The organism is Streptomyces sp. Root1304 (assembly GCF_001426405.1).
In the GTDB taxonomy this organism is placed as follows: domain Bacteria; phylum Actinomycetota; class Actinomycetes; order Streptomycetales; family Streptomycetaceae; genus Streptomyces.
In genome coordinates, this window is the sequence record NZ_LMEP01000007.1 from 11,503 (window position 1) to 38,104 (window position 26,602).

15 protein-coding genes are annotated in these 26,602 nt (G+C 75.1%); 1 reads left to right on the forward strand and 14 read right to left on the reverse strand.

Annotation, left to right across the window (positions count from 1 at the left end; translation table 11 throughout):
- Positions 1 to 85: 85 nt before the first annotated feature.
- Entirely contained in the window at positions 86 to 2,383 is a 2,298-nt protein-coding gene (locus tag ASD33_RS11235) for a bifunctional salicylyl-CoA 5-hydroxylase/oxidoreductase (protein ID WP_056557467.1), read from the reverse strand.
- On the reverse strand, positions 2,368 to 3,195 hold the full coding sequence (locus tag ASD33_RS11240; protein ID WP_056557469.1) for an enoyl-CoA hydratase family protein: 828 nt from the start codon (positions 3,193 to 3,195) through the stop codon (positions 2,368 to 2,370). Before ASD33_RS11240 ends, ASD33_RS11235 begins: the two co-directional genes overlap by 16 nt.
- Before the next feature lie 248 nt (positions 3,196 to 3,443).
- Here ASD33_RS11240 and ASD33_RS11245 point away from each other — a divergent pair, with 248 nt between their 5' ends.
- On the forward strand, positions 3,444 to 3,923 hold the full coding sequence (locus ASD33_RS11245; RefSeq protein WP_056557471.1) for an ATP-binding protein: 480 nt from the start codon (positions 3,444 to 3,446) through the stop codon (positions 3,921 to 3,923).
- Here ASD33_RS11245 and ASD33_RS11250 read toward each other — a convergent pair.
- The 12 genes from ASD33_RS11250 to ASD33_RS11305 form a co-directional block, all read right to left on the reverse strand.
- Positions 3,877 to 5,307 carry an amino acid permease gene (locus ASD33_RS11250; RefSeq protein ID WP_056557474.1) on the reverse strand — a complete coding sequence of 477 codons (1,431 nt, stop codon included), beginning with the start codon at positions 5,305 to 5,307 and terminating at the stop codon, positions 3,877 to 3,879. The two genes, ASD33_RS11245 and ASD33_RS11250, sit on opposite strands and share 47 nt — an antisense overlap.
- A gap of 120 nt (positions 5,308 to 5,427) precedes the next feature.
- The gene (argF, locus tag ASD33_RS11255; RefSeq protein ID WP_056557477.1) at positions 5,428 to 6,441 is read right to left on the reverse strand and encodes an ornithine carbamoyltransferase; all 1,014 of its coding nucleotides are present in this window, start codon (positions 6,439 to 6,441) and stop codon (positions 5,428 to 5,430) included.
- A 101-nt stretch (positions 6,442 to 6,542) separates the two neighbouring features.
- Complete coding sequence (locus ASD33_RS11260; RefSeq protein WP_056557478.1) at positions 6,543 to 7,775, reverse strand: arginine deiminase; 1,233 nt, start codon at positions 7,773 to 7,775, stop codon at positions 6,543 to 6,545.
- Positions 7,776 to 7,857: 82 nt separating this feature from the next.
- Positions 7,858 to 10,215, reverse strand: coding sequence for a hypothetical protein (locus ASD33_RS36775; RefSeq protein ID WP_056557480.1), 2,358 nt, complete (start codon positions 10,213 to 10,215; stop codon positions 7,858 to 7,860).
- Positions 10,212 to 12,686, reverse strand: a complete 2,475-nt coding sequence (locus ASD33_RS11270; protein WP_242426905.1) for a hypothetical protein — start codon at positions 12,684 to 12,686, stop codon at positions 10,212 to 10,214. Before ASD33_RS11270 ends, ASD33_RS36775 begins: the two co-directional genes overlap by 4 nt.
- Complete coding sequence (locus ASD33_RS11275) at positions 12,683 to 15,232, reverse strand: hypothetical protein (RefSeq protein ID WP_056557482.1); 2,550 nt, start codon at positions 15,230 to 15,232, stop codon at positions 12,683 to 12,685. Before ASD33_RS11275 ends, ASD33_RS11270 begins: the two co-directional genes overlap by 4 nt.
- Positions 15,229 to 18,612, reverse strand: a complete 3,384-nt coding sequence (locus ASD33_RS11280; RefSeq protein WP_242426906.1) for a tubulin-like doman-containing protein — start codon at positions 18,610 to 18,612, stop codon at positions 15,229 to 15,231. Before ASD33_RS11280 ends, ASD33_RS11275 begins: the two co-directional genes overlap by 4 nt.
- A 22-nt stretch (positions 18,613 to 18,634) precedes the next feature.
- Positions 18,635 to 21,088 (reverse strand): vWA domain-containing protein, encoded by a 2,454-nt coding sequence (locus ASD33_RS11285; RefSeq protein WP_199863509.1) that lies wholly within the window; start codon positions 21,086 to 21,088, stop codon positions 18,635 to 18,637.
- A gap of 8 nt (positions 21,089 to 21,096) precedes the next feature.
- On the reverse strand, positions 21,097 to 21,645 hold the full coding sequence (locus tag ASD33_RS11290) for a Pycsar system effector family protein (protein ID WP_242426907.1): 549 nt from the start codon (positions 21,643 to 21,645) through the stop codon (positions 21,097 to 21,099).
- On the reverse strand, positions 21,642 to 23,252 hold the full coding sequence (locus ASD33_RS11295; protein ID WP_056557486.1) for a hypothetical protein: 1,611 nt from the start codon (positions 23,250 to 23,252) through the stop codon (positions 21,642 to 21,644). The genes ASD33_RS11290 and ASD33_RS11295 overlap by 4 nt, the downstream gene beginning before the upstream one ends.
- Positions 23,249 to 25,678: a hypothetical protein gene (locus ASD33_RS11300; protein ID WP_056557488.1), complete on the reverse strand. Its 2,430-nt coding sequence runs from the start codon at positions 25,676 to 25,678 to the stop codon at positions 23,249 to 23,251. Before ASD33_RS11300 ends, ASD33_RS11295 begins: the two co-directional genes overlap by 4 nt.
- Positions 25,675 to 26,562: a hypothetical protein gene (locus ASD33_RS11305; protein WP_199863510.1), complete on the reverse strand. Its 888-nt coding sequence runs from the start codon at positions 26,560 to 26,562 to the stop codon at positions 25,675 to 25,677. The genes ASD33_RS11300 and ASD33_RS11305 overlap by 4 nt, the downstream gene beginning before the upstream one ends.
- Between the last annotated feature and the right edge of the window lie 40 nt (positions 26,563 to 26,602).

Consider the following 26,602-nt stretch of genomic DNA (forward strand, 5'->3'; position numbering starts at 1 on the left):
CCCCATTCAAGTGGGCCGGGGGTCCGGTGGACATGGTTCCGCGTCGCACCCGCATACGCGAGCGTCCACGGCGCCCGGGCGGGGGCTACTCCCGGCGGCCCGTGGGGGGCGGCCGACTGCCCGCCCGGTACGGGGCCGGCCAGGGGGCAGCCGGGCCCTCGTACCCCTGCTCGGCCGCCGCGTGGAGCGTCCAGTGCGGGTCGTAGAGGTGCGGGCGGGCGAGGGCGCAGAGGTCCGCGCGGCCCGCCAGGAGCAGGGAGTTGACGTCGTCCCAGGAGGAGATCGCGCCGACCGCGAGGACGGGCACCCCGGCCTCGTTGCGGATCCGGTCGGCGTACGGGGTCTGGTACGAGCGGCCGTAGGCGGGCGTCTCCTCGGGGACGACCTGGCCGGTGGAGACGTCGATCGCGTCGGCGCCGTGCTCCGCGAAGGCGCGGGCGACCGCGACGGCCTGTTCGTCGGTCGTCCCGCCCTCGGCCCAGTCGGTGGCCGAGACGCGCACGGTCATCGGGCGCTCCTCCGGCCACACCTCCCGCAGGGCGTCGAAGACTTCGAGGGGGAACCGCAGCCGTCCTTCGAGGTCGCCGCCGTACGCGTCGGTGCGGTGGTTGGTGAGCGGGGAGAGGAAGCCGGAGAGGAGGTAGCCGTGGGCGGCGTGCAGTTCGAGGAGGTCGAAGCCGCTGCGGGCGGCGCGGCGGGCCGCGGCGGTGAACTGCTCGCGCACTGCGGTGAGTCCGGCGCGGTCGAGGGCGGCCGGGACCTGGTTCACGCCGGGGCGGTACGGGAGGGGCGAGGCGGCGACCAGCGGCCAGTTCCCGGTGGGGAGGGGCTGGTCGATGCCCTCCCACATGCGCCGTGTGGAGCCCTTGCGGCCGGAGTGGCCGAGCTGGACACCGAGCGCGGTGCCGGGCGCCGAGGTGTGGACGAAGTCGGCGATCCGGGCCCAGGCGGCGGCCTGTTCCTCGGTCCAGAGGCCGGTGCAGCCGGGGGTGATGCGACCCTCCGGGCTGACGCAGACCATCTCGGTCATGACGAGTCCGGCGCCGCCGAGCGCCCTGGAGCCGAGGTGGACGAGGTGGAAGTCGCCGGGGACGCCGTCCTCGGCGACGTACATGTCCATGGGCGAGACCACGATCCGGTTGCGCAGGGTCAGGCCGCGGAGCCGGAAGGGGGTGAACAGGGGCGGGGTGCCGGGCGGGCAGCCGAAGTCGCGTTCGACGGCGGCGGTGAAGGCCGGGTCGCGCAGGCGCAGGTTGGCGTGGGTGACGCGGCGGCTGCGGGTGAGGAGGTCGAAGGCGAAGCGGCGGGGCGGCCGGTCGACGTGGCCGGCGAGTTCCTCGAACCAGTGGAGGCTGGCGGCGGCCGCGCGCTGGGTGGACTCGACGACGGGTCGGCGTGCGGTCTCGTAGGCGGTGAGGGCCTCGGGGAGGCCGGGGTGGGCGTCGACGGCGGTGGCGAGGGCGAGGGCGTCCTCGACGGCGAGTTTGGTGCCGGAGCCGATGGAGAAGTGCGCGGTGTGGGCGGCGTCGCCGATGAGCACGGTGTTGCCGTGGGACCAGCGTGCGTTGGCGACGGTACGGAAGACGGTCCAGGCGGAGTTGTTCGCGCGGAGCTCCCGGCCGCCGAGCGCCTCGGCGAAGATCTTGGCGCAGCGGGCGGTCGACTCGGCCTCGCCCAGTTCGGCGAAGCCCGCCGCCCGCCACACCTCCTCGCGCATCTCGACGATGACGGTGGAGGCGCCGGCCTCGTACGGGTAGGCGTGCAGTTGCATCACGCCGTACTCGGTCTCGGCGATCTCGAACCGGAACGCCTCGAAGGGGAAGTCGGCGGCGAGCCATATGTAGCGGCAGCGGTGCGGGGTGATCCGGGGGCGGAAGTGCTCGGCGTGGGCCTCGCGGGTGCGGCTGTGGACGCCGTCGGCGGCGACGACCAGGTCGTGGGTGGCGGCGAGGGCGTCGGCGGGCGGGGCCTCGGTGCGGAAGCGGAGCCGTACGCCCAGGCCGGTGCAGCGGGCGTGCAGGATCTCCAGGAGCCGGCGGCGGCCGAGGGCGGCGAAGCCGTGGCCGGTGGAGGTGGTGCGGTGGCCGCGGTGGACGACGTCGATGTCGTCCCAGCGGACGAGGTCGCGGCGGAGCGCCTCGTACACGACGGGGTCGGCGTCGCGGACGCCGCCGAGGGTCTCGTCGGAGAGGACGACGCCGAAGCCGAAGGTGTCGGTGGGGGCGTTCCGCTCCCAGACGGTGACCTCGCGGGCGGGGTCGAGGCGCTTGAGCAGGGCGGCGGCGTAGAGGCCGCCGGGGCCGCCGCCGATGACGGCGATCCGGGAGACGGCCGGCCGGACCCGGTCCCCGCCGGGGCCCGGCACCGTCAGCACCCCCGCCATTTCGGGGGCCGCTTCTCGGTGAAGGCGGCGTGGAACTCGGCGTAGTCCGCGCCGTTCATCAGCAGGGCCTGGGTGGCCGCGTCCATTTCGACCGAGGCGGCGAGCGGCATGTCGAGTTCCGCGGTCAGCAGGGCCTTGGTCTGGGCGAGGGCGAGCGCGGGGCCGTCGGCGAGACGGCGGGCGAGGGCGGCGGCCCGCTCCCCCGCCGCGCCCTCCTCGGTCAGCTCGCTGAGCAGGCCGATGCGCTCGGCCTCGGCGGCGTGGACCGGCTCGCCCAGCATGAGGAGGCGGGTGGCGTGGCCGAGCCCGACGACCCGGGGCAGCAGGTAGGCGGCGCCCATGTCGCCGCCGGAGAGGCCGACGCGGGTGAAGAGGAAGGAGAAGCGGGTGGTGGGGTCCGCGACCCGGAAGTCGGCGGCGAGGGCGAGGACGGCCCCGGCCCCGGCGGCGACGCCGTGCAGGGCGGCGACGACCGGGAAGGGGCACTCGCGCAGGGCGCGGACGACCTGGCCGGTCATCCGGTTGAAGTCGAGGAGTTGCGCGGTGTCGAGGGAGAGGGTGGCGCCGATGATCTCGTCGACGTCGCCGCCGGAGCAGAAGCCGCGGCCCTCGCCGCCGAGGACGAGGGCGCGGACGGCGCGCTCACGGGACAGCTCGGCGAGGAGGTCGCGCAGGTCGGCGTAGGCGCCGAAGGTGAGGGCGTTGAGTTTCGCGGGGCGGGCGAGGGTGACGGTCGCGATGCCCCGGTCGATGTCGAGGCGCAGGTGTTCCCAGTGGGCCGTGCGGGGCGTGGAACCGGTAAAGGGGCTCATCCGGAACGGCCTCCTTCCTCCGTTCGGAGGGTATCACTCTGTTGTGACTGTCGTCACGACTGCGCGATACAAGGAGGACCGGGGGGGCCGCCCAAGGTCCCCGCGAGGGGTGACCGAGGTCCCCGCACACCGGGGAGGGGCGCCCCTGGAGAAATAAATTGCACCTCGTATGGTTGAAACCAGGACGTCTCGGGATGCCTCCACCCCACTCGCCCACCCGCCCCCACACGGTGAAGGGAGCCTGCCCCATGCCCGAAGCCACCGGACCCCCGGTCGGCGGTCCGGCCGTCTCCTGGCGCGTCGAGCTGCCGCACACGACCGCCGCCGTGCCGATCGCCCGCGCCCTGATCCGTACCGCCCTCGCCGACATCGGCCCCGGGGCCGTCGGCCGCCCCGACGGCGACACGGCGGAGCTGCTCACCGCCGAGCTGGTCGCCAACGCCGTCGAGCACACCGCGGGGCGGGGCCCCATCGAGCTGGTCGTCGAGCTGCTCTCGGCGCCCGGCGGCTGCCAGATCGAGGTCCACGACTCCGAGCCCGCCCGCCCCGGCCAGCTCGTCTGCCCCGACCCGGAGACCGAGGTCGACCCCTGGCAGGAGCACGGCCGGGGCCTCCTCCTCATCCGGGCGCTCAGCAGCGACTGCGGGCACCGCCCCACCGCGCACGGCAAGGCGGTCTGGTTCACGCTCCCGGGGATCCCGTCGCAGCGCCCTCGCTCGGAGCCGTGACCAGGCGCGAGTGGCGCCGCCCGTACAGCGCGTACACCAGCGCGCCGACCACGAGGAATCCCGCGAACTGCACCCAGGTCGTCCAGCCGGTGCCCCAGATCAGATAGAGGCAGAAGCCGATCCCGAGGACCGGGCTGAGCGGGAAGAGCGGCACCCGGAACGAGCGCGGCAGCCCGGGGTCACGGCGCCGCAGCACCATCACCGCGAGGTTGACGACCGCCATGATGGCGAGGGTGCCGATCGTCGTCAGGTTGACGACCACGTCGAGCGAGGCGAAGGCCGCGGGGACGGCGAAGACGGCGGCCACGATCCAGGTGTTGGCGACCGGGGTCGCGGACTTCGGCGAGACCCGCTCGAAGACCCGGGGCACCAGGCCGTCGCGGGACATCGACATCAGGATGCGGGTCTGCCCGTACATCACCGCGAGGACCACGGACGCGATGGCGACGACCGCGCCGAACGCGATGACACCGCCGCCGACGGACGAGCCGGTGACCTCGTCGACGACGAGCGAGAGCGCGGCGGGCTGGTCGGCCACGGCGTCGGCACCGAGGGCGCCGATCGCGGAGAGCGCGACGGCGCAGTACAGCAGGGTGACGATCCCGATGCAGACGAGGATGGCGATCGGGATGTTCCGGCGCGGGTTCTTCACCTCTTCGCCGGCCGTGGTGATCGCGTCGAAGCCGATGTACGAGAAGAAGGCCACCGAGGCGCCCGCGGTGATCCCGCCGAGGCCGTCCGTGGCGAACGGCGACAGGTTGCCGTCCTCGAAGGCCGAGAAGCCGATGGCGCAGAAGACGATCAGGATGCCGATCTTGAGGATCGCCATGGCGGCGGTCGCCCGCGCGCTCTCCCGGACCCCGCGCACCAGCAGCGTCGCGGCGAGCAGGATGACGACCACGGCCGGCAGGTTGATCACCCCGCCGTCGGCCGGTCCGGAGGAGAGCGCGGTGGGCAGCTGGAGGCCGGTGAGGCTGTCGAGCAGTTCGTTGAGGTACTGGCTCCAGCCGACGGCGACCGCGGAGACGGAGACGCCGTACTCCAGGAGGAGGCACCAGCCGACGAGGAAGGCGGTCCGTTCGCCGAGGCTCGCGTAGGCGAAGGAGTACGAGGAGCCCGAGACCGGGATCGCGCCGCCCAGCTCCGCGAAGGAGAAGGCGGTGAAGATGCAGGTGATCGCGGCGAGCACGAAGGAGACGACGACCGCGGGGCCGGCCTCGGCGACGCTGTCGGAGAGGCCGACGAAGATGCCGGTGCCGACGATCGCGCCGACACCGAAGCACACGAGCTGGAAGAGGCCCATGGTGCGCTTGAGGCCGTGGCCCTCCAGGTCGGCGCCCGATTCGGCGAGGAGTTGCTGCGGGGTCTTGATCCGCGAGGTCATGCGGTGGTTCTCGTCTCTGGTCGTGCATGCGTGAGGGGGGTCCGAGCATGTGCGCCCGGACCCCCCTGAATCGTGCGATCGTAAACCGCACTACGCATATTCACCCAATCAGGTGCAAGGCTATTCCGCCGCCGGACCGGCGAGCGTGGCGACCAGGACCGCCTTGATCGTGTGCATCCGGTTCTCCGCCTCGTCGAAGACGACCGAGTGCGACGACTCGAAGACCTCGTCGGAGACCTCCAGCTCGGTCAGGCCGTGCCGGGCGTGGATGTCCCGCCCGACGGCCGTGCCCAGGTCGTGGAAGGCGGGCAGGCAGTGCAGGAACCGGACGCCCGGATTACCGGTGGCGCGCAGCACGTCCATGGTCACGGAGTACGGGGCGAGGGCGGCGATCCGCTCGTCCCACACCTCCTTGGGCTCACCCATGGAGACCCACACGTCGGTGGCGACGAAGTCGACGCCCCGGACCCCCTCCGCCACGTCCGCGGTGAGGGTGATCGTGGCCCCGCTGGCCTCGGCCAGCTCGCGGGCCCGCTCGACGATCTCCGCGGCCGGCCAGTACGCCTCCGGGGCCACGATCCGCACGTCCATGCCGAGCAGGGCGCCGGTGACCAGGTAGGAGTTGCCCATGTTGAAACGGGCGTCGCCGAGGTAGGCGAAGGCGACGGTCTCCAGCGGCTTGTCGGTGTGCTCGGTCATGGTGAGCACGTCGGCGAGCATCTGGGTGGGGTGCCAGTCGTCGGTGAGCCCGTTGAAGACGGGGACGCCGGCGAAGGCGGCGAGCTCCTCGACCACGGACTGGCCGTCACCCCGGTACTCGATGCCGTCGAACATCCGGCCGAGGACGCGGGCGGTGTCCTTGACCGACTCCTTGTGGCCCATCTGGGAACCGGCGGGGTCCAGATAGGTGGTGGAGGCACCCTGGTCGGCGGCGGCGACCTCGAAGGCGCAGCGGGTGCGGGTCGAGGTCTTCTCGAAGATCAGGGCGATGTTCCTGCCGCGCAGCCGCTGGACCTCGGCGCCCGCCTTCTTGGCGGCCTTGAGCTCGGCGGAGAGCGCGACCAGGGCGCGGAACTCCTCGGCGGTGAAGTCCAGCTCCTTGAGGAAGTGGCGGCCGATGAGGTCTGTGGCCATGGGACGCGCTCCTGGGGGTACGGGTCGGGGGACGGCGATCGGGGACGCTGGAAGTGTATACGCACTTCAACATTTATATACAGCCCCCTTCCGTCCCCGGTTCAGGCCGCGTCCCGCTCCACCGGGCAGCTCATGCAGCGCGGGCCGCCCCTCCCCCGGCCCAGCTCGCTGCCCGGGATCTCGATCACCTCGATGCCCTGCTTGCGCAGATGCGTGTTCGTGGTGACGTTCCGCTCGTACGCGACGACCACCCCGGGCTCCACCGCGAGCACGTTGCACCCGTCGTCCCACTGCTCGCGCTCCGCCGCGTGCACGTCCTGCGTCGCCGTCAGCACCCGGATGTCCTGGAGCCCGAGCGCCGCCGCGATGGCGCTGTGCATCTGCTCCGGCGGGTGGTCGGTCACCCGCAGCGACTGTCCCGCGTCGCCCGGCTCGATCGTGTACGAGCGGAGCATCCCGAGCCCCGCGTACTGCGTGAACGTGTCCTCGGCGACCATCGTCATCACCGTGTCCAGGTGCATGAACGCCCGCCGCTTCGGCATGTCGAGCGCGATGATCGTGCGCGCCGAACCGGCCGCGAACATGCCCCGGGCCAGCATCTCCACCGCCTGCGGGGTCGTCCGCTCGCTCATCCCGATCAGCACGGCGCCGTTGCCGATGACCAGGACGTCGCCACCCTCGATCGTCGACGGGTAGTCGGCCTGCCCCTCCGACCAGGTGTGGAACGAGCCCGCCTCGGCGCCCGTGAAGAGGGGATGGTGCTTGTAGATCGCCTCGAAGTGCACGGTCTCGCGCTGCCGGGCCGGCCAGCGCATCGCGTTGATCGAGACGCCGTCGTAGATCCAGGCCGAGGTGTCCCGGGTGAACAGGTGGTTCGGCAGCGGCCCGAGCACGAAGTCGTCCAGGTCCAGGGCGTGGAACCGCACCGAGGTCGGCTCGCGGTGGGCCGCCAGGAACTCCCGCTTCGTCATCCCGCCGACCAGTGCCTCCGTCAGCGCGCCCGCGTCCAGCGAGTCGAACGCGGCCCGGAGGTGGTCGGCGGCCAGCGGCCCGTACTCCTTCTCGTCGAAGACCCGGTCCAGGACGAGCGAGCGGGCCGCCGGCACGTCGAGCGACTCGCCGAGCAGGTCACCGAAGAGGTGGACCTCCACGCCCCGGTCGCGCAGCACGTCCGCGAAGCCGTCGTGCTCCTGCCGGGCCCTGCGCACCCACAGCACGTCGTCGAAGAGCAGGGCGTCCTTGTTGGTCGGGGTGAGCCTCTTCAGCTCCAGATCGGGCCGGTGCAGGATGACGCGGCGCAGCCGCCCGGTCTCGGAGTCGACATGGAATCCCATACGTCCATCCTGACGGAGCGGGGCGGCGCGGGCCCACGTTTCGGGTCGGGGCGGGTCGGGCCGAACTGTGCGGCGGGTGCGGTCAGGTCAGTACGGCCACCAGGAGGATCGCGATCACCAGGCCGCCGAGGAGGAGCCCGACGCGGCCCAGGAAGCGGCGGGTGTAGCCGTTGTCGGGGTCGTCGGGGTCGTCCCCGCCGGGTGGACCGCCCGGGCCGGACCCGGGCCGCTGCCCCGGCGTCCCCGGGCCCGGCGGCGTACGGGGCACCCCGTACGCCTCCTTGAGGAGGGCCAGCCAGACCGCTTCCGGGAGGCCCGGCCGCTCGCGGTCGACGATCAGCCAGAAGGCCTCCCGGGCGGACGGCGCCGGGCTCGTACGGAGACGGGAGAGCAGCGCGGCGACCGTGCCGACCGGTGCGTCGCCCGCGCCGAGGAGGGGACGGACGGCCCAGCGGTGCAGCTCGGCGGCGTTGGCCGCGCGGCGGGAGGGCGGCGGATCCGACGGATCGGCGTCCGCACCCGGCGGCCGGGCCGCCCAGAGCTCCCACCCGAGGACGACCTCGCACAGCTCCCGGCGCATCGGGTGGCCCCAGGCGGGCAGCCGCCGTGCGACCTCCCCGAGGAGGACGGTGAGGATCTCGTACCGCTGCGGGCGGCGCAGCGCGTCGAGCAGCTCGCGGCTGCCGCCCCGCTCGACGAGACCACGGGCCTCCAGCGCGCCGCGGGCGGTCGGCAGCTTGTGCACGAGCCCGCTCTCGACCTCCCGTCCACGGCCCCGTACCCGTCTCAGGGCCGCGCGCCGGCCCGAGGCGCCGGGTCCGGTCCACTGGGGGACGTTCGGGGGGAGGAAGGGGCGGGCGTAGGGGTCGTCCCCGGGGGCGGGGGGCTCGGAGGGCGGACCGTACGGGCCCTCGGGCTCGGGGAACGAGGGCTCGGGGAACAAGGGCTCGGCGGGCGCGAGCTCGGGCGGCGCGGGCTCGGGGGTGACGGACCGCGCCGGGGGTGCGGCCTCCTCCGCCCGGACGGGTTCCCCGTACGGGTCGAGGGGTCGGCCCTGGTCGGTCGTCCCGGCCCTGTCCGCTTCCTTCGGGCTTTCCGGGTTCTCCGGGCTCTGCGGGCTCTGCGGGCTCTGCGGGCTCTCCGGTTTCTCCGGTTTCTCCGGGCGGAACCACAGGTCCGGGCGCTCCGACGGGCCCGGTCGGATGACGGCTCCGGGGGTCCGTGCGCCGGGAACCGGCACGGAGGGCCCACCCGGTTCGCCGTATCCGGGAGCCCGGTCGGCCTCGAAGCCGAAGTCGAAGTCCCGGTCCCATGCGCGGTCGCGGTCCACGTCCCGGTCGCGGTCCACGTCCCGGTCGCGGCCCCGGTCCCCGTCGTCGCCGACCCGCCGGCCCCCGGGCGTCTCCGCCTCCCCCGTACGGGACCCCGAGGTCAGCCACCCCCGTACCGCGCCCCTCCGGCCCCGTACGGGCGGTGTCTCCTCACGGGGTTCCTCTCCCCAGGACCCGGCCTCCGGTGCCGGCCGCGTCCCGGGACCGCCGCCCGCGCCCCGCAGGTCCAACGCGTCGAGTGCCCGCGCGGCCGTCTCCAGGAGCGGGCCTCGGCGGGTGGACGCGGCGGCGTGGAGCGCGCTGCCGACCGCGTACTCGCCGCCCTCCCCCGCCGTCGCCCCCCGCACGTGGTGGGCGACCAGGCGCTCCGCGATCTGCTCCGCCCGGTCGCCGAACCGTTCACGCGGGTCGACGCGGCGGCGTTCGGTGTTGCGGCTCGCGGCGCCGGACCAGCGACCCACGAACACGAAGCGGAGGGCGGGGAGTTCGGCGGTGTCGTGGGTGGCGAAGGTCCACCGGCGGTCGGCGACCTCGCCGAACATGCCGTGCAGTCCCCAGAGGACCAGGCCCGCGGTGTCGCCCCGTTCGTCGAGGACGGTGAAGCGCTCGTCGGGGTGACGGAGCAACTCGGCCACCGTGCCCGTGAGTTCGTCGGCGACGTGCGCCAGGGCCCGGTCGAGTTCACCCTGTCCCCCGCTGGACGCCCGGAGGAGGACGGCCTCCTGGACGACCGGCAGCGGGCCGCGCACGGCGGCGGCGTCCAGGTCCGCGCCCTCCCAGTTCCAGGCGTGGAGCCCGAGGCAGGTGGCGGGCGGGAGGAGCGCGGGCGCGCCGACGAGCGCGTGGCAGAGCACGGAGGTCCCGCCGTCGGCCTCGGTGAACGGGGTGCGCCGGATGAGCATGACGTCGGCCCGCCGCTGGAGCCGGACGAGGGCGGGCCGGGTCTCGTCGCCGCTCGCGCGCAGGACGGGGGCGGAGAGCCTGAAGAGGGTCTCCGCCTCGTCCCGGGGACCCGACCAGGCGACCGGTCCGAAGCCGGTGCTGCCGGTGAGGTTCTCGCTGTCCCAGCGGAAGACGATCTGGTCGACCTCGTTCTCCGACCGTGTCATCGGTCGATCTCCTCTCTCGTTCCCGCGGGTTCCGCCCCGGGCAGCAGCCCGCACGCGGCGAAGAGCGACAGCAGCGGCGCGAGGACCCGGCGCGGCCGGGCCCCGTGCGGAAATCGGTCGCCGCGCGCCTGCCCGCCGGTCGCGGCGACGAAGTGCAGGGTGCAGTCGGCGCAGTCGTCGAAGGGCTTGAGCCAGGCGGCACTGGCGTGCTGGGCGAGGAAGGCGTACGCGTCCCGGCTCTCGGAGTGCAGCGCGGCCGGGTCGTGGCGGCCGGGCAGGGCCCGGCCGAGCCAGCGGTCGACGACGGGCTCGAAGCGGACGAGGTCGCTCTTGTTGACGGCGAGCGCGGCCGGTGCGGCGACGAGCCCGCCGCGCTGCCGGGGGATCCGGTTGAGCACGGTGGCGAAGGCCTCGTCGCCGAGTTCGCGCCGCCGCAGCCCGCTCTGTTCCCGTACGGGGTCGAGGGAGGAGATCCGGAGCGCCCGCAGCGGGTCGAGGACGAAGACGAAGGCGTCGACGCCCATGAGGAAGCGGCCGACCTCGCTGTCCTGGGCGAGGTCCTCGCCCGCGAGGTCGAAGAAGACGACGGGCCGGGGCGTGGCGCCGCCCGCCGAGACGAGCAGCCCGTCCGCGAACCGGGCGAAGGTCTGCTGTCCGGTGCGGCCGAGCTGCCGCCCCTGCTGGAGGCTCTGCACGCGTTCGCGCAGATAGGTGCGGTGGGCCTCGGGGTTGAGCGGTCGGCACTTCAGTCCGTACGGTTCGAGGCCGCCGAGCTCGACCTCGCCCAGCATGGCGGCGAGCAGGTGCGTCTTGCCGACGGATGAGCTGCCGACGAGGGCGACGGTGAGGGGCTCGCCGTTGGTGAGGTAGGGCACGGGGAGTTCGTGCTCCTCGTCGCCCTCCCCCGTGTGGGGGCAGAGGTGGTACGCCTTGCGGAGGGCGTCGGAGCGGTGGCCGGGACGGCGTTCGGCGCTGAGGTCCAGCGGGATGCGGCTGCCCTTGGCGTCGATGGTGACGAGGAGCCGTTCGTCGTAGGTGACGGGCAGCAGGCAGTGCGGGCACATCCGGGCCCGCGCGGGCGCCTCCGGCACGACGGCCGACGAGGGCGCCGGTCCGGACCACGGCGCGGAGGGAGACTCCGGCGCGGGGGCGGGGGTGCGGGACGACCGGTCGGATGCGCCGCCACCGGAGCCGCTGCCGCCGCCGCCGAAGATGCGGCCGATGAGGGTGGTCCGCGAGGGGCGCTGGTCGGGGACGGGGCCCGGTGCGTCCGGAGACGGGCCGCGCACCCCCTGCCGGTCCGTACCGGTCAGGGCCCGCTTCCGGGCGACCTGGTGGTCGTACTCGGCGCGCCACCGGTCGAGCGGATCGGCCGGCCCGAGGCCTCCGGCGAGCGGATCGGGCACATGGAGCAGCCTCAACAGCTCGGCGGGGTGCGGCCGTTCGGCCGCGCGCGGCGAGAAGAGGCCGCTGTGTTCGAGGGCGGCGAGGCGGCGGTAGTCGGCGAGGTCGCCGGGCGGCCCCTCGCCCCGGTCGGGACGGCCGGAGAGCAGGAGGTACGCGATCTCCGCGACGGACCACAGGTCGTCGCGCGGATCGGCGGCACCGCGCCCCGCACGCTGCTCGGGCGACGCCCAGGGGGCGACGCCGAAGGGGTCGCGCGGCTCACCGGCGCGCAGCGCCGCGTACGGCTCGCGGATCCGGACGCGGGTGCCGTCCCACCGGACGGTGTCGGGGGTGATCGCCCGGTGGACGAGGTCGACGTCGCCCAGCAGCCGTACGGCCATGGCGAGTTGGCCGACGACCGCTTCCTGGTGCTCGGCGGAGAGACGCCCCGCCCAGTCGGTGAGCGGACGCCCGCCCGGCGGCCGGTACAGCACGAAGGGCTCGGCGGCGGTCAGGTCGAAGCCGACGACCCGGGTGAGGACGGCGCCGAACCGGGCTCCGCCGTAACGGCGTTCGAGGGCGACGGCGGCCGACACCTCGCGCTCCAGGAGCCCGAACGCCCGGGGGTCGCCCTGCGCGGACGAGGCCAGCCGGTACTGGTGGACCGGCACCGCCGCCGTCCCCAGGAACGCCCGGCGCGCCAGGAACCCGGGCCGGTCGGGGGGCCTGTGGTCCTCGCCGTACCGCACGACGAAGCGGACCGTCTCCTCCTGCGGGGTACGGAACTCCAGTTCCTGGTAGTACGGGTGGGGCGGCGGCTTCGGGGCGCTGAGATGGTCCGGGTGGTCGGGGCCGATGGGGTGGTTCGCGTGCGGGGGCGGCCCGGCGTCGACCGGCCGGCCCGCGTCGTCCCGCGGGCCGACGCCGGTGGGCCGGCCGGTGTCGGCGGGCGGCCCCGCGTCCTCCCGGCGGTACGCGTAGGCCGGTGGCCCGGGGTCCTCCCGGCGGTGCGCGTCGGCGGGCCCTCCCCCTTCGTTCCGGTGCTTCGGGTCGTTCCGGTCGTTCCGGTGGTTCGGGTCTGTCACGGTTCTCCCGCCTCCTGGGCGCGGACGGTGTGCACGACGTCCGCGCGCAGGGGTACGAGACGGAGGATTCCGGCGTGGCGTCCCGCGCCGGTCCACACGACGTCCTCGGCGGTGCCCCGCCACACGTCGTCCCCGGCGGCCCCGCGCCGCATCGCCTCCGGTACGAACCGGACCTGCCGGGCGGCGAGCGGATCGTGGGAGAGCAGCCTGAGGTGTTCGGGGCCGCAGAGCGGGATCGTGTGGCCGGGGTCGTCCTCGGCGAGCAGCAGCCGGGCGACCGCGTCGGGGGCGACCCCGGTGAGCCGGGCGGCGTCGGGCCGGTCGGTGCGGTCGGCGAAGGGCGCGAGGGCGGTGAGCGCCTCGGGATCGCGCAGCCCGTCGTAGCGGGGCGGCGGCGAGGCCGCCACATCGCGCTCCAGGCGGAGGCGGGTCTCGTCCAGGAGTTCCGCGATCCGCTGCTCGTGCAGGGCGGACGCGCGGGCGCCGGGGTCGCGTTCGATGCCCGCCCAGCACCGGTCGAGGATCAGGAGGGTGCCGGCGACCAGGTCCCCGACGAGCGTGTCGACGAGGAGGGGGCCGCCGTCCCCGTAGCGCCGCTCCAGCCACGAGGGCGGCGGGACGGACGACGGCGGGCCGTCGGGGACCACGGGCTCCGGTCGGCCCGCCCCACCGGTCGCGTACGGGTCCGTGGGCTTGGCCAGGGAGGGGCCGGAGGGCCGGCCCGGCGGCGACGGCGGCCGGGGTTCCTCGTCCATGTCGGACCAGACGTCGTCGTTCTCCTCCCCGCCGCCCCAGTCCTCCCAGCTCCAGGCGGCGGTACGGGTCTCCGCCTCCGGCGGGGCGGGGTCGGAGGCGCGCGGGGCCGCACCGGGCGACCCGTCCCGCTCGTACGCCCGACCGTGGGTGTCCGCCGTCGCCGCGAGGTCACGGAGCAGCCGGGACACCGCCCCCGCGCCCGCCGAGCAGTGGTGCCGCACCTCGGCGAAGAGCCAGTCGTGCACGGCGGTCGTGACGACCAGGGTCTGGATCTCCCGCAGGACGCGCCACGCCTCCTCGGGGTCCGCCCGCGCCCACCAGTCGTCGACGGCGCGGCTCCAGTCGCGCAGCGCGAGCAGGACGACGGCCGTGAGGGACGCGGCGGACGCGACCGCGCCCGCCCACGCCGGCAGGCCGAGGAACAGGCCGGCGCCCGCCCCGACGAGGCCGCCGACCAGGCCCCCCAGGAGGCGGGGTGCCGCCCCCGTCGAGCCGCCGCCGTCGATCCGCCCGTCCGGCGAACGGTTCGGCCTGCGCCGCAGCATCAGCAGGGCGAGCCCGGCGGCGACCCCGCCCGCGGCCGGGCCGAGGAACCAGCCGAGGACCGGCCACACCCCGGCGAGCAGGGCGAGCAGCCCGGTCACCGCGAAGGCCGCCGGGCGGGATCCGCCGGCCGTGAAGGCGTGCCGTTCGTCGAGCCGCCGCAGCCGTTCCGGCCCGCAGATCGCGTCGAGCCGGGCCAGCCGGGCGGCGCTGCCGACGGGTGCGGTGCGCGCGGCGAGCGCGGACAGCCGGGCCGCCACCGACCGCAGCGGCAGGCCTTTGCCGATCAGGTCGTGGGTGTGGTCGCGCAGGGCCGGGACGATCCCGGCCCGGGTGATCTCCCGTGGCAGTTCGGGCAGTTCGATGCCCCGGTCGCGGAGCAGGCCCCGGTGCTCGGCGGTGAGCCGGCTGCCGCCCGCCGCGCCGAAGGCGTCCGCGACGACGGCACGGAACCGGCCCAGTTCCCGTGTCACCCGCTCGATGTCCCCCGGCAGGTCGACCGACCGGCCGGCGCGGGTGAGGAGCCCGGCGGCGCCCCGGATCCGCTGGTAGTCGTCGACGGCGTCCCCGACGGCCTCCTCGCACGCGCCGATCGCGGACCCCGCCCTGCCCTGGGGCGGCAGCCAGCGGTGGCCGGCCAGCGAGCGCGGGACCCCCTCGTCGAGGAGCAGGGCCAGGGTGCCCGGCACCTGTTCGGCGGAGGGGGTGCCCGCCGGTACGTCCTGGCCCGCCAGCCCTTCCACCGCCTGCCGCCAGGCGCGCGCCCGGGCCTCGTCGGTCAGGTCGTGCTCCAGGACGCGCGCGGCGGGCACGGCCACGCCGTGCACGACCTCGCCGAGCGCGCGGAGCACGGCGTCGAAGACCTCGGGCGTCGAGAGGACCGCGACGAGCGGGCGCAGCACGGCCTCGCCCGGAACGCCGTCCTCCACCGTGTCGAACAGCCACAGGACACCGGCGGCGGGCGGGCGCAGGGTGAGCGAGCGGCTCACGCTCCGCGCGCCCCGCTCGCCGACGGCCAGACAGACGATGTGGGCGGGCCCGTACGAGGAGAGGCGCTCGTAGAGCCGCTGGTGGGCGACGAGCCGGTCGGCCTCGTCGACGACGAGGAAGCGGCGCTCGCCGCCGGGCTGCGGGGCGTCCAGGGCCGCGCGGACCACGGCGTCGGGGTCGTGGGCCCCCGCCGTCCGGAGGTCCAGACAGACGGCGTGCCCCGGCAGTGGTCGCTCAGGGAGGACGCGCGGGCTCATTCCGCCTCCCCTTCGTGGCCCGGCCCGTAGCCAGGACCGAACTCCGGGCCGAAGTCCGGTTCGGGCTCCAGCTCCCAGTCGCCCTCGTAGGCGGAGGGCGGCCGGGGCGCGGGCACGGGTGCGGGTGCGGGTCCGTGCAGGGGTCCGGGACCGTCGCCGTTCCCGTAGGCCGTACGCGGATCGGGCACGACACCACCGCCGGCCGCCCCGCTCCCGGCCTCCACCCCGGCCCCGCTCCCCTTCCCCCGCGCCCCGTGCCGTTCGTACAGGGCCCTCAGCGTGGACCTGGTCGCGCGGGCGGCCCTCGGGAAGCGCATGTCGAGGGCGCCCGGGTAGGTGACCTCCCAGAAGTGGCGCAGCGGGGCGAGCCATTCGCTGTCGGTGTCCCCGTACTCGCCGTATTCGGCGACGAGTTCGTCGATCAGCGCGAGCTGGCGCGGGGCGACCCGCTCCACGAAGTGGGTGAAGAGCGCCGACGGGGGCGACGGGATCTGGGCGAGCCCCTTCGGCAGGGCCTGCATCAGGCGTTCGCAGAACTGCTCGATGATCTGCCCCTCGTCGAGCAGCGCCCAGCGCTCGTACGCGCGGAGCAGCCCGGCCCAGCTGGAGAGCGAGCCGTCGAAGCCCTCCAGGCGCAGCGACATGGTCGCGGACTCGCCGTCCTGGAGCCGGATGCGGACGACATGGGGCGAGTCGGCGGGGCCCTCGGCGTCGATGTGGCCGTTCCAGAGGGCGCAGAGCAGCCGGTGCAGGATGCGCTGGCGGTCGTGTTCGGTGGAGACCAGCCAGTCGTCCTGGTAGCCGAGGCGCTGGCGCCAGTGCAGGAAGTCGTCCTCGCCGCCCGCGTCGCGGGCCTCGGACCAGAGGCTGAGGACGCTGCGGACCTCGGAGATGTCGGTGAGGTTCATGCCGCTGCGGAAGAAGACGACGGTGATGGAGTCGGTGTCGCCGGCCCGGCTCTCCGGGGTGACGCGGGCGGGCAGGTTGAGTTCCTGTTCGAGGAAGTCGCGGGCCCTGCCGTCGGATTCGCTCGCCGGGTGGACGATGAGGATCTTGAGCGGGCCGCTGCCGTCGGGCACGAAGCCCACCGGGATCAGCCCGGCGAGGCGGGCGCGGAACTGGTCGAGCCAGCGCGGGTCGACCTTCGCCTCGGCGGTCTCGTCGCCCGAGGCGGCGCGCAGGAGCAGTTCCATGGAGGGCAGCAGGGGGCGGGCGAAGACATCGTCGTTGGCCTCGCCGAAGAGCCGTTTGACGCGCCGCTCGACGACCTGCTTGATCTCCTTCACGGCCGCCCCGGACGAGCGGCGGACCGCGTCGAGGGCCCGCCGCCAGTCGTCGGGGCCGACGAGCCGGCCGAGGAGGGCGGCGGCGTCGGCGGACTCGGGCAGGCCCAGGCTCTGGGCGAGCCGGTCGACGACGTCGTCGTAGAAGGCGCGCAGGGTGTTCTGCGGGGGCAGCAGGTAGGCGATGCCGGCGCGGTCGTCGCGGTAGAGGTCGCGGCGGCGTTCGGCGAAGGCCTTCGCCTCGTCGTGCTCGTGGACGCGGAGCGCCTTGGCGAGTTCGGTCACCTCGGCGAAGACCCGGTTGAGGGAGGGCCGCCACTGGGCCTCGCCGGCCTGCCAGCCGCGGTGCCACAGGGTCCGGGCCCGCCACTGGTACCAGGCCTCCTGGGCGGCGAGCGCGTCCTGCACGTCGGGGTCGCTCCACCGGGCCGGTACGACTCCGCCGACGCTGCCCCGGACGGCGGGGATGGCGGGCGCGGAGGTCTGGACGTTCGGGGGCCGTTCGGGTTCGTTGCGCCGGTTGTCGAGCATGCCGGTGAAGCCCTCCCTGGCCACCCGGTCGGGGTGTCCGGGGAGTCCGGCGAGGACGGCCTCGACCTGGAACGGGTCCATCTGGCCGAGGAGTTCGCGCACTCCCGCGCTCGGCCTGAAGTCCTCGGTGAGGCGCGGCACTTCACGGGCGAGACTGCCGTCGAGCCGGCGCAGCGCCTCCTCCATGTCCCCGAGCCGGTTGCGCAGCTCCTGGGTGATCTTCCCCTTGCCCCGGGGGAGTTGCTCGGGCGCGGGGACGTCGGGTGCCTCCCGGCTCCAGAGCCGGCCGACGCCGGAGCGGGTGAACAGGTCCCGTACGTGGTTCTGCCCCTCCCGGTCGGGCCGCCGGGCGCGCTCGGACATCCCGCGCACCGCCTGGGCGAGCAGCCGGGCCGCGACGATCTCGGCGAGGTCGTCGACGGGCACGGTGAGGGAGGCGGCGAGGCTCGTGGACATGCCCCGGTAGCCGATGCCGGTACGGGCCGGGGTCGAGCGCTCGACGCTCTTGTTGATGAAGCTCGCGGCGAAGGACTGGTAGTCCTCCTCGACGCGGGTCGCGGAGCCGTTGTCGTCGCCGAGGTCGGTGCCGATCAGCGACATCACCATGGCGGCGATGGAGCGGCGCAGGTCGTCGCTGCCGATGACGGCCGGCTTGGAGAAGAGGAACGCGGTCTGCATGGTGGCGGGGCGCAGCGCGACGACTCCGTCACCGGGGTACGTGACGCTGAGCCGGCCCCGGTCCTCGACGTCGCCGACCTGGTCGAGGGCGTCGGGGACGTTCTGGTCGTCGACGAGCCGGGAGAGGTCCACGAGGGCGCGGGCGGAGTTGAGTTCGGCCTCCCGGCCGCCGCCGGCCTCGGGCGGGAAGGCGGAGGGCATGACGACGAGCGGGTAGATCTTCACGCCGGGGACCCGGGCGTTGCGGAACTCGTGGCCGATGAGGTGGATGAAGTCGTAGAAGATGCCCGCGCCGGTGCCGCCGGCGACGGAGAAGGCGACGAACACGTCGCAGCCCCTGATCCGTCCGCCGCCGACCCGCCGGAGGTCGCCCGCCGCCTGGCCGATGGCCCCGATCGCCTCGCGGAGCTGCCGCAGGACGGGTTCGAGGCCGGAGCGCACGGTCGCGAAGAGCGCGGCGCGGCCGACGGTCGGCAGCTGTCCGGCACCGTTGTTGAGGGGGGCGACGCGCGGCTGGCGGGCCTGCGGCGGCAGCCACAGCCGGGTCTCCTCGGGGACGGAGACCCGCAGCATCCGGGTCACCTCGGGCGAGGAGTCGAAGTCGGTGGGCAGCAGGTCGCGGACGATCCGGGAGGTACGGGCGAAGGCGGCGGCCTCGGTTCCCTTCGCCTTGAACTGCGGCTGGCTGACGATCTCGCCCTCGCTGAAGTCGGCGTAGACGAACTGGAGGCAGTCGGGCAGCTGGAAGGGCAGCCGGCGTCCGCCGTCGACCAGGTCGGTGCCGTCGGGTCCGCACAGCTCCCGGCGCAGGCTGCGCTCGAGTTCGCTGCCGATGCGCCCGCCGGTGCCGCCGAGCCCGACGAAGAGCATGGGCTGGTAGATCTTCATGTCGTTCTCCTCGCAGGCCCGGTCAGAAGTTGCCGTCGTAGTCGCCGCCGGCGTCGGGGCCGGCGTCCGGGAAGGCGTCCGGTGCCGCGTCGCCCGAGCCGCCGCGGCGCCCGCCGTCGTCCTTGTGTCCGCGGGGGCCGGTGCCGGGGCCGGTGCGCCGGGGCCCGCCGAACCTCCCCGGCCGGAGGCCGCCGCGGGAGCCGGGCGGGGCCGGGCGGCCGCCCCGTACGACCAGCTCGTGGTCGCCGAGCCCGGTCGGTTCACCGGGCCGCACCGGGACCTGGCCGCCGCCCCGGGGCCGCAGCAGCAGCTCGCCCGCGCCGGTGCGGCGCAGTACGTGGGCGGCGGAGGAGCCGCCGCCGGGGAGCCTGCGGAGGGTGGGCGGGGCTCCGTAGGGCTCGTCGACGGCGAAGACGAAGGCGCCCCCGGGGCTCTGGCCGCGGCGGACGGTCAGCGAGTCCAACGGCCTTCCGTCCTGGCACAGTTCGAGCGTGACGCCGGTCATGTCCCGGCGGCGGCGGCGCGCCGCCAGGCGGATGCCGAGGACGGCTCCCGCGAGGGCGACGACGGCGGCCCCGGCGAGCACGGCCTTCCACCACCGCTCCCACCAGGTGGGCGGTGCCACCACCCGTACGGACAGGAAGGCGCCCCGCAGGACGCGGTCGCCGTCGCCGGCGTCCACGACGGCGACCCGGCCGCCGAGTTCGCCCAGCGGCGTGCCCTTCCCGAGCGTGATCGTGAAGGGGACGCTGGTGGCGCCGTTCGGCCGGGCCGTGACGGTCGCGGGGGTCACGGTGAGCTCCGCGCCGGGGACCTGGTCCGCCAGGGCCAGCCGCAGGGTGTGCGGCGCCGTGTCGTTGTTGGTGACGTCGAGGGTGCCGCGGACGGTGCCCCCGGGGTGCACGGTCGCCGGCTCGACGACGAGGCCCGCGGTCACCAGCGGGATGCCCGCGGAGACGCCTGCGTGCAGCGGGCGGCGGTCGGAGGTGATCCCCGGGGCGTCCATGCGGGTGACGAGTTCCAGGTCGCCCGTGGCACCGGCGGGGACGGTGAGGGTGCCGGTGAACCGCACGTCGCCGGCGGTGGCGTCGGGGGCCCTGCCGTCGTCGGCGAGCCGGAAGTCGACGGGCTCGAAGCCGTCGCCCTTCAGTTCCGCGGAGACCGCGAGGCCGGCGAGCTGCCTCGGGTCGGTGATGACGACGCCGCGCCGGGTCTGCATCCGCACCTCCACCTTCACCCGCTCCCCGGCGCGCGGGGACGCCGGGTCGAGGACCACGGTGGAGCGCAGCCGCCCCTGCCAGATGGCGCGGACGGCGACCTCGCGGTCGCGGTGGCCGACCGGTGCCTCGATGTGCACCCGCCAGCGGCCGGGCAGCGGGTTCTTCACGCGCAGCGCCTCGACGGGGCCGTTCTGTCCGCTGACCTCGAAGGAGGAGCCGTCGAACTCGCCCCGGACCGGCACCTTGCGGCCTGCCGGGTCGTAGTACGTGACCTGCACCTTCGGGTCGTGCTTGGCGACCGTGAGGGAACCGTCGGTGGCGATGGGCGGGATGGTGACGGTCAGGTCGGCGGGCGGCTTGCCGACGGTGCCCTGCGCGATCCGGGCGCAGCGGGCGGCGGCGAAGGTCTCCTGGAGGGCCTTGTCGATCTCGGCGGAGGTGCCGACGACGCGCATGCGCGGGACGGAGCCGGGGATCTCGGAGCAGGCGCCCCGGTAGCCGCCCTCGGCCATGGCCGTCAGGGCGGCGCCGTCGATCTCGGTGCCGAAGCCGAGGGGCCAGATCTGTACGCCGGCCTGCCGGGCGCGGGCGAGTTCCTCGGTGAGCCTGCGGGCGCCGTTGGACTGCCGGCTGTCGCGGTCGGTGCCGTACTCCGGGCTGTCGGCGACGTCGAGCTTCCCGTCCGTGAGGAGGAAGACGACCTTGGGGACGACGGGCGCCCCGGGCCGGGCGCCGCCGGCCGGTCCGCCCTCGGTGAGGCGGGTGACGGCCTGGCGGACGGCCGCCGGGAAGTCGGTGCCGGGGCCGGTCCGTTCCCGGTCGCGGTGGTTCAGCTGCTGGACGCAGTCGCTGAGCCGCTCCCGGCCGGCCGCGTCGGCGACGGTGAGCGGGCAGACCTCCCGTACGGGCGACTGGCCGGGCTTCTCGGAGCTGCCGAAGCCGATGACGGCGGCCCGCGAGCGCTCCGAGATCTCGCCCTGGCTGAGCAGCGCCGCCGCCTCGGTCTCGCGCGCGAGGTCCTTGTCGGCGAGGCTCGCCGACTGGTCGACGACGACGGCGAAGTCGATGGGGTCGGGGCCGTCGGTGGGGTCGGCGGGGGCGTACGGGGCCCGGGCGGGGGCTTTCGGCAGGGCGTGGGCGGCCCCGGGCGCGGTCGTACGGGGCGCGCCCGAGGCGGTGGTCGCCGCGAACGGGCCCGAGAGCGCGAGGAGCGCCCCGGCGAGGAGCAGGAGGCCCCCCTTGTCGGTCCAGTGCATGTTCACTCTCACCACAGTTCGCTGAAGAGGGCCAGGAGGGCGCCGAGCGCGAGGGCGGACACGCCCAGGCGCAGCCACCGGTACTTCGCCGCCAGGACGAGGCCGTGCACACCGGCCTGTTCGAGGAGCCAGTCGGTGGCGTCCGTGCCGGAGGCGGTGAGCCGCAGGCGCAGCTCCGTTCCGGACGGCCCGGTCGTCAGCTCGCGCAGCAGTGTGCGGTCGGCGCCGACCCGGGTGCGGGGCAGGACCACCGAGACGAGCATCAGGACACCGGCCGTCCACAGCACGCCCGCCGCGAGCAGGAGGGCGAGCCCGACACCGGCCGTGGGGAGCGGCGAGCGCTCCCCCGAGAACACGACGGCGAGGAAGGCCAGCGCGCCGGAGAGCAGGATCGCGGCCTTGGTGTCGGCCCGCCCGATGTCCTCACGGACGGTGGAGAGCAGCCGCTCGGCCATGAACCTCAGCTCCTCCGGTGGCACGGGGACGGGGACGGGGGCCCGTACGGGGGCCGGATCGGGGCTCGTCACGGGGTCCGGCGCGGGACCCGGGCCCGTCATGTCTCGTCCCAGTCGTCGAACCCGGAGCTGTGCCGGCCGGACCGGTCGGGCCCGCGCGACCGGTCGCCGCGCCCGTCTCGGTCGTACGGGTCGTCGCGGTCGTACCGGTCGTTCCGCTCGTAGGCGTCCGTCCGCTCGAACGGGTCGTCGGGCTCGTACCGGTCGCGGCCGTGGTCCCGATGCCGGTCCCGGCCACGGTCCCGGTCCCGCTCGGAGCCCGACTCCACCCGGGTCGGTTCGTACACCCGGGGGTCGTGCGGGGCGTCCCCGTGCTCCTCGTCCCAGTCGGGAAGGCTCGGTTCGGGCAGCGCGGCCCCCGGCTCCAGGCGGCGGCGCGCGGACTCGCCCGAGGGGTTGAGCACCCGGTCGGTGATGCCGCCGAGGACGGTGCCGGTCTGGGTCCGCAGGTACATCAGCACCTGGTACATCTGCTCGCCGATGTCGTGCCGTTCGAGGACTCCGGTGTCCAGGAGCCGGTTGAAGACGGCCAGGTAGTCCGCCTGGCCCTCCCGCCGCTCCCGCTGGAGCTGGGTGCGGATCTCCCACTGCTTGTCCGGGTGCATCGCCATGTGGTGGGCGATCTGCGCGAGGTCACCGCGCCGGAAGAGGGCCTCCATCTCCCGGGCCCGGTCGGCGACCAGCGCCCGCTCGGCGGCCTCCCGGCGCCGTTCCGCCTCGGCCACGCGCTCGTCGGCCTCCATGGTGACGCCGACCCTGTCCCGCCGCGAGACCTCGGCCTTGACGGAGTCGTCGAGGTCGATGAAGACGAGGACCCTGGTCCGCAGTCCGATGTCCCGGCCGAAGCTCAGGCGGCCGGCGCCCAGTTCCTCCCGTACGGCCTCGTCGGCGCGCTGCGCCTCGGTGATCCGGAACCTCCGGGAGAGCCTGCGCAGCCCGTCGAGGAGTTCGTCGTGGAGGAACTCGGCGACGTCCTCGACCTGTTCCTGGACGACCAGGTGCGGATCGGTCACCACCCACTGGACCTTGGCGACGGCCTCGAAGAAGACGCCGTCCCCGGCGGCCGGGAGCCGCAGGCGGAACTCGGTGACGTTGCGCCCGAGCTGGACCTCGAAGACGGTGTACGCGGAGCCGAACATCGGCTTGTTCACGTCCTCGGTGCGGTCCGGCCAGATCACCCGGTGCCCGCCGTTGCGGTAGAGCAGGACGGCGGCGACCCGGCCGCTCCTGCGCCGGTACGGGGGCGCGTACTCCCCGATCAGCGGCCCGCGCGCCCGGCCGCCGGAACCGGAGGCGGAACCGGAACCCGCCCCGGAACCGCCGGGCTCCCCGCTCCGCCGCCCCGCCCCCCGTACCCGCTCCTGCCCCTGACCGCCCCGCTCCCGCTCGGCGTCCGTGTCCCCGTCCGTCCCCGGCTCCGGGTCCATGTCCAGGTTCTCGTCGCGGCCGCCACCGGGCCGGCCGCCGTTCTGTCCGTCGTACCGCTGCCGTTCCCGGCCGTCCCCGGCCCGCTCGGGCCGCTCCCGCCCGGCGGCTCGTTCCCGCCCGTCCCGGGCCCGCTCGTCCCGGCCGCGCCCGTCGCGGTCCCGGTCGTGCGCGCGGGCCCGCTCGTCCGGCCGCGCGTTCCTGTGCTGCTCGGGCCCGGTCATCGGTTCGCTCCTTCCGTCACGGCGTCCCACATGCGGCGCGCCGCGCCTCTGTCCAGGGGCCGGTCGCGGTCCCGGACCAGTTCGTTCAGCAGGCCCCTGAGCCGGTCGCGGTCGCGGCGGTCCACCGCGAGGCGGGGCAGGAAGGCGCAGACGAGCCGAAGCGCCTCCGGGTCCTTCGCGGCCCGCCGGAGCAGCCCGCCGAAGGCCTCGACGGCCGCCTCTCCGGAACGGGCCGTGGTGAGGGTGTGCCGGAGCAACCAGGCAAGCTCCCCGGCGAGTTCGGGCCGGGTCGCGAGCAGGGCGACGAGCAGCGGGCGGCTCGCGTGCCCGTCGAGCTCGGGGACCTCCCGCAGCCCCCACAGTTGGGTGGTGCGGGTGCTCAGCGCACGGATGACGGCCAGGTGGACGAGGTTGGCGAGGTTGAGCCGCCCGTCCTCCAGCCACTGCCGGAGACGGTGGAGCACGGGGGCGGGCTCGCCGGCGGCGAGCAGCCGCGCCACGCTGAAGGAGGCGGGCGCGAGGACGTCGACGTCGGTCGCCTCGCGGGTCCTGACGACCCTGGCCAGGGCGTCGAGGGAGCCGGAGACGCTTCCGGCGGCCAGGACGTAGCCGTGGGCGAGCAGGGCGGTCCTGACGAGCGTGTCCTCGCCGGATCCGGACCAGTCCTTGAGTACGGCGGCGACGGCCGGGCGGACGCGCGGGTCGCGGGCGGCCTCGGCGAGCGCGGTCGCGGCGGCCATCCGGGCGACCGGTTCGTCCGTCGCGGCGAGTGGCACGACCAGTTCACGGAAGCCGTGGATCCAGTCCCAGGAGCAGAGCACACCGGCCGCGATGGAGGCCCGCACCCACACCTCGGGGCGCGGGTCGTCGCAGAGCGTCCGCAGCCAACGGGCCACCGGGCCACGCACGTTGTGGTAGCCGTGCCAGATCTCGCCGAGTACGGCTCCGGCGAGGGCCTCGCCCTGGAACCGTACGGCCCGCATCGGCACCTTGGCCGGTCCGAGGTCCAGCTCACCGTCCTCCAGGACGGCCCGCGCCTGCACCGGCCGGTGCTCGGCGTGCGTACCGAACAGCCGCCGCCCCGGGGCCTGTTCGGGATCGAGGGTGACGGCGAGTTCCCAGGCGAGCAGCTCGGCGGCCTCGGCGGCGAGGCTGTAGGCGGAACCGTTGAATACGGCGACGGCGATGCGGAACGCCCCGGCGTTCAGCGCCGGGAGGGCCTCGGGGAGCGCGCCCGGCCGGTCGGCGCCGGCGAACCACTCCCGGGCCTGCGAGCGGACGAACGAGGAGCACTCGGCGAGGAGTTCGTCGTCGTCGACCTCGCCGCGCCAGTGCCGGGCGAGGTGGTCGGCGAGCCGGGCGGCCTCGCGCGGCCGGAGCTCCTCCAGACCGAGGGCGGCGACGACGTCCCGCCGCCGGGCGCGCGCCCGCGCGTCCCCGAGGGCCTCGTCCGGCTCGGCGCGCAGCCGGTGCCAGAGGTGCCGGTGCAGGACCTCGTCGGCCGGCGGCGGCGCGCAGTACATGCCGTACCGGCCGCGCAGCAGCCGGTCGGCGAGCTCCCCGTTCTCGACGAGGACGATCCCGTACGCGTCCCGGCCGCGCAGCAGTTCGCCGAAGCGGTCCAGGTGCAGTTCGCTGAGGCGGGGCGCGGGGCGGCGGACGGCGGTGCCGCGCTCGCCCCGGCCGGAGCGGGAGCCGCCCGGCTCCGTCTCGGCGCGCACGTCCTCGGTCAGCAGCTCCAGGAGGTGGCCGCCGCTCTCCTGGAGGGCCTCCTCGGTGATCTCGTCGACGCCGTGGCGCGGGTCGAGCCGGAACACCTTGCCGCCGGTCAGCTCGTCGAGGAGGGCGAGCGCGGTGGCCTTGCGTCCGCTGCCGGGTTCGCCGCAGAGGACGAGGACCCGGTGGTCGCGGAGCCGTTCCCGCATCCTCGGGTAGCCGGCGGTCGCGCAGTACACCCGCCCCAGGTGGTCGAGCGTCTCGGGCGGGACGGGGCCCTGGACGAAGTGCGAGGCGCGGTCGGAGCCGTACAGGGCGAAGATCTGGTTGCCCTCGAAGACGGTGCCGTCGCCGTGGATGGTGGTGAGCCGGTCGGCGGCGCCGCCCGCCCAGGTGCGGACGGCCCGGCGTGCCGTGGCGGCGCCGCCGGTGTCGCTCTCGCCGCCGAGCGGGCCCCGGTCGGCGGCGGCGAAGACGCTGGGCTCGCGGGGCGGCTGTTCGGCGGTGCCGTCGGTGCGCTCGGCGCCGCCCGCGCGGTCGCCGTCGCGGGCCCCGCGCTCGCCGCGGTCGCCCCTGTCACCGCGATCGGCGCGGTCCCCCCGGTCCCCGCCCCGGTCGGCTCCCCTGTCCTGCGCGTCCGCCCGGCCGTCGTGACCGTGGCCGGCGTCTCCGCCGTCGTGGTGCGGCGCGGCATCGTCCTGGTCGCTCACTCCGGCTCACCCGCCCCCGAACCGTGCTCCGCGCTCTGCTCCGTGCGCTGCTGTTCCACGCCCTTGCGGATTCCGGTGAACCCGCCGTGGATGGTGTTGCCGTGGACGTCCAGCAGGTCGCCCCCGACGTGGTACGTACGGCTGCCCCCTCCGGTCCGGGGCGCTGGGCCGTCCCCCCGCGACGGCCCAACGCCGGTCCGTGACCCCTCCGCCGGCGGTCGCTCCCCCGCGACCGCCGGCTCCCCCTCCCCCTCGGGCGGCAGTTCCCCCTCCGGCCCGATCAGCGGCGGCGCGGGCCTGCGCGGCACGTGGAACCAGGCGGTCTCGTCGGTCTCCTTGGCGCGGATGCGGGCCGGCCGGTAGTGGCCGGGCTCCACATAGCGCCCGCCCTCGGCGACCACGCTCACGTAGAGCCAGTCCGAGACCACGACCAACAGGTCGACCTCCGGGACCTCGTTCATGATCCGCTTGGCCGGGGGGCTGTCGCAGAGCCGGGCGGCCAGGTCCACCGCCCGTCCGACGAGCCCGTGCCGGTCCTGGACCACGAGACCGGCGTTCATGCCGATCCGCAGCCGCAGGGGCCGGCTCCGCCCCTGGTTGTGGGCGCGCAGGCTCTCGTACAGGGTGTCGATCCACCGTCCGACCATGAGGGTCGGCGGCACGTCGGGGCGGAGGGCGACGAGGATGCCGTCGCCCCGGTCCTCCTGGTGGAAGGTGCCGGGCTCGACGCCGACGGAGCCGTACGCCTCGTCGAACGCGGCGTACATCGCCGCGCGCTGGAGCTTCTTCTCCGCCATGTCCAGGGTCCCGGAACCGCAGATGTCGCCGAAGACGACGAACCGGTGGATCCCGCCCACTTCCCCGTTCAGTCCCGCACTGCTCACTCTCGGACTCCCTGTGTGATGCCCCGGTGCCGTTCGTGCC

Coding starts and splice junctions, on each gene's coding strand:
- ASD33_RS11235 (WP_056557467.1), bottom strand. CDS start 2,383: ATGGCGGGGGTGCTGACGGTGCCGGGCCCCGGCGGGGACCGGGTCCGG.
- ASD33_RS11240 (WP_056557469.1), bottom strand. CDS start 3,195: ATGAGCCCCTTTACCGGTTCCACGCCCCGCACGGCCCACTGGGAACAC.
- ASD33_RS11245 (WP_056557471.1), top strand. CDS start 3,444: ATGCCCGAAGCCACCGGACCCCCGGTCGGCGGTCCGGCCGTCTCCTGG.
- ASD33_RS11250 (WP_056557474.1), bottom strand. CDS start 5,307: ATGACCTCGCGGATCAAGACCCCGCAGCAACTCCTCGCCGAATCGGGC.
- argF (WP_056557477.1), bottom strand. CDS start 6,441: ATGGCCACAGACCTCATCGGCCGCCACTTCCTCAAGGAGCTGGACTTC.
- ASD33_RS11260 (WP_056557478.1), bottom strand. CDS start 7,775: ATGGGATTCCATGTCGACTCCGAGACCGGGCGGCTGCGCCGCGTCATC.
- ASD33_RS36775 (WP_056557480.1), bottom strand. CDS start 10,215: ATGACACGGTCGGAGAACGAGGTCGACCAGATCGTCTTCCGCTGGGAC.
- ASD33_RS11275 (WP_056557482.1), bottom strand. CDS start 15,232: ATGAGCCCGCGCGTCCTCCCTGAGCGACCACTGCCGGGGCACGCCGTC.
- ASD33_RS11280 (WP_242426906.1), bottom strand. CDS start 18,612: ATGAAGATCTACCAGCCCATGCTCTTCGTCGGGCTCGGCGGCACCGGC.
- ASD33_RS11285 (WP_199863509.1), bottom strand. CDS start 21,088: ATGCACTGGACCGACAAGGGGGGCCTCCTGCTCCTCGCCGGGGCGCTC.
- ASD33_RS11290 (WP_242426907.1), bottom strand. CDS start 21,645: ATGACGGGCCCGGGTCCCGCGCCGGACCCCGTGACGAGCCCCGATCCG.
- ASD33_RS11295 (WP_056557486.1), bottom strand. CDS start 23,252: ATGACCGGGCCCGAGCAGCACAGGAACGCGCGGCCGGACGAGCGGGCC.